2 protein-coding genes are annotated in these 2,084 nt (G+C 66.1%); both read left to right on the forward strand.

Annotation, left to right across the window (positions count from 1 at the left end):
* Positions 1 to 109 precede the first annotated feature (109 nt).
* Positions 110 to 1,327 carry a cytochrome P450 gene (locus A9W96_RS18550; RefSeq protein WP_066863969.1) on the forward strand — a complete coding sequence of 406 codons (1,218 nt, stop codon included), beginning with the start codon at positions 110 to 112 and terminating at the stop codon, positions 1,325 to 1,327.
* A partial coding sequence (locus A9W96_RS18555; RefSeq protein WP_067141935.1) for an SDR family oxidoreductase occupies positions 1,328 to 2,084 on the forward strand: 757 nt, incomplete at its 3' end.

Here is a 2,084-nt window from a genome sequence, read left to right on the forward strand (position 1 = left end):
GGCCGCCAGTGGCCAGTTCACCTATCACCAGATCGCCGACCAATTGGCCTATGTGGTGAATCTGATCTTGCCCGGCCCCGGCGAGACAAACCAGGAGACACGAACCTAAATGACCGTCCATGTGGGCGACCACGAGCTGGTCCTCGACCCCTACGACTACGACTTCCACGAAGATCCGTACCCGTACTACCAGCGGCTGCGCGACGAGGCCCCGCTGTATCGCAACGACGAGCTGAAGTTCTGGGCGTTGTCGCGCCACCAGGACGTGCTGCAGGGATTCCGCAACAGCACAACGCTTTCCAACAAGTTCGGCGTTTCGCTGGACCCCGCCTCGCGCGGCCCGCACGCCAGCAAGACGATGAGCTTCCTCGCGATGGACGATCCCGCCCACCTGCGGCTGCGCACCCTGGTCTCAAAGGGCTTCACGCCCAGGCGGATTCGCGAACTCGAGCCGCGGGTCACCGAGATCGCGACGCAGCATCTCGACACCATGATGGAAAAGGCGCAAGGCGGCACCGTCGACTACGTCGACGAGTTCGCCGGCAAGCTGCCGATGGACGTCATCTCCGAGCTGATGGGTGTCCCCGAGCCGGATCGGGATCAGGTACGGGCCTGGGCCGACGGGGTGATGCACCGCGAGGAGGGCGTCACCGACGTGCCGCCGGAGGCCGTCGAAGCCTCCCTCAACCTGATCGTCTACTACCAGCAGATGGTGGCCGAGCGGCGCGAGCAGCTGACCGACGACCTGACCTCCGCGCTGCTGGAGGCCGAGATCGACGGCGACCGGCTCACCGACGACGAGGTCCTCGGCTTCATGTTCCTGATGGTGATCGCCGGCAACGAGACCACCACCAAACTGCTTGCCAATGCCGCGTTTTGGGGTCACAAGAACCCGGATCAACTGACGCCGGTCTACGAGGACCTGACGCGGGTGCCGCTGTGGGTGGAGGAGACCCTGCGCTACGACACCTCCAGCCAGATCCTGGCTCGTACCGTGTCCGGGGAGCTCACCCTGTATGACACCACCATTCCCGAGGGCGACGTCCTGCTGCTGTTGCCCGGGTCCGGGCACCGCGACGAGCGGGTCTTCGACAACCCTGACGACTACCTCATCGGGCGCGAAATCGGGCCCAAACTATTGAGTTTCGGTAGCGGCGCACACTTTTGCCTGGGCGCGCATCTAGCGCGGATGGAAGCCCGGGTTGCGCTCACCGAGTTGTTCAAGCGAATCCGCGGCTACGAGGTGGACGAGGCCAACGCCGTCCGCGTCCACTCGAGCAATGTCCGCGGATTCGCTCACCTACCAATGAGCGTGGAGGTCCGCTGAATGCCCCGCTTTGAACCCTTGCCCGAACGCCGGCCCGCGATCGTGGCCGGCGCTTCCTCCGGCATCGGAGAGGCCACCGCCATCGAGCTCGCGGCGCACGGCTTCCCGGTCGCGCTGGGCGCCCGCCGGGTGGAGAAGCTCGAGGACATCGTCGGAAAGATCAACGCCGACGGTGGCGAGGCGGTGGGATTCCATCTGGACGTCACCGACCCGAACTCGGTGAAATCTTTTGTGGCACAGTCGACCGACGCGCTCGGCGACATCGAGGTGCTGGTGGCCGGAGCGGGTGACACCTACTTCGGCAAGCTCGCCGAGATCACTACCGACGAATTCGAGTCGCAGCTGCAGATCCACCTGGTCGGCGCCAACCGGTTGGCCACCGCGGTGTTGCCCGGCATGCTCGAGCGACAGCGCGGCGACCTGATCTTCGTCGGATCCGACGTCGCCCTGCGTCAGCGCCCGCACATGGGTGCCTACGGCGCGGCCAAGGCCGCGCTGGTCGCGATGGTCACCAACTTCCAGATGGAACTCGAGGGCACCGGCGTGCGGGCCTCGATCGTGCACCCCGGCCCCACGAAGACGTCGATGGGCTGGAGCCTGCCGGCCGAGAAGATCGGGCCGGCGCTGGAGGACTGGGCCAAGTGGGGCCAGGCCCGCCACGACTACTTCCTGCGCGCGGCGGACTTGGGACGCGCCATCACGTTCGTCGCCGAGACGCCGCGCGGTGGCTTCATCGCCAACATGGAGCTTCAGCCCG

The organism is Mycobacterium sp. 1245852.3, assembly GCF_001669335.1.
Classification (GTDB): Bacteria; Actinomycetota; Actinomycetes; order Mycobacteriales; family Mycobacteriaceae; genus Mycobacterium; species Mycobacterium europaeum_A.

What these genes read in the sequence shown, in the direction of transcription:
- A9W96_RS18550 (WP_066863969.1), top strand. Translation starts at nt 110, where the DNA reads ATGACCGTCCATGTGGGCGACCACGAGCTGGTCCTCGACCCCTACGAC.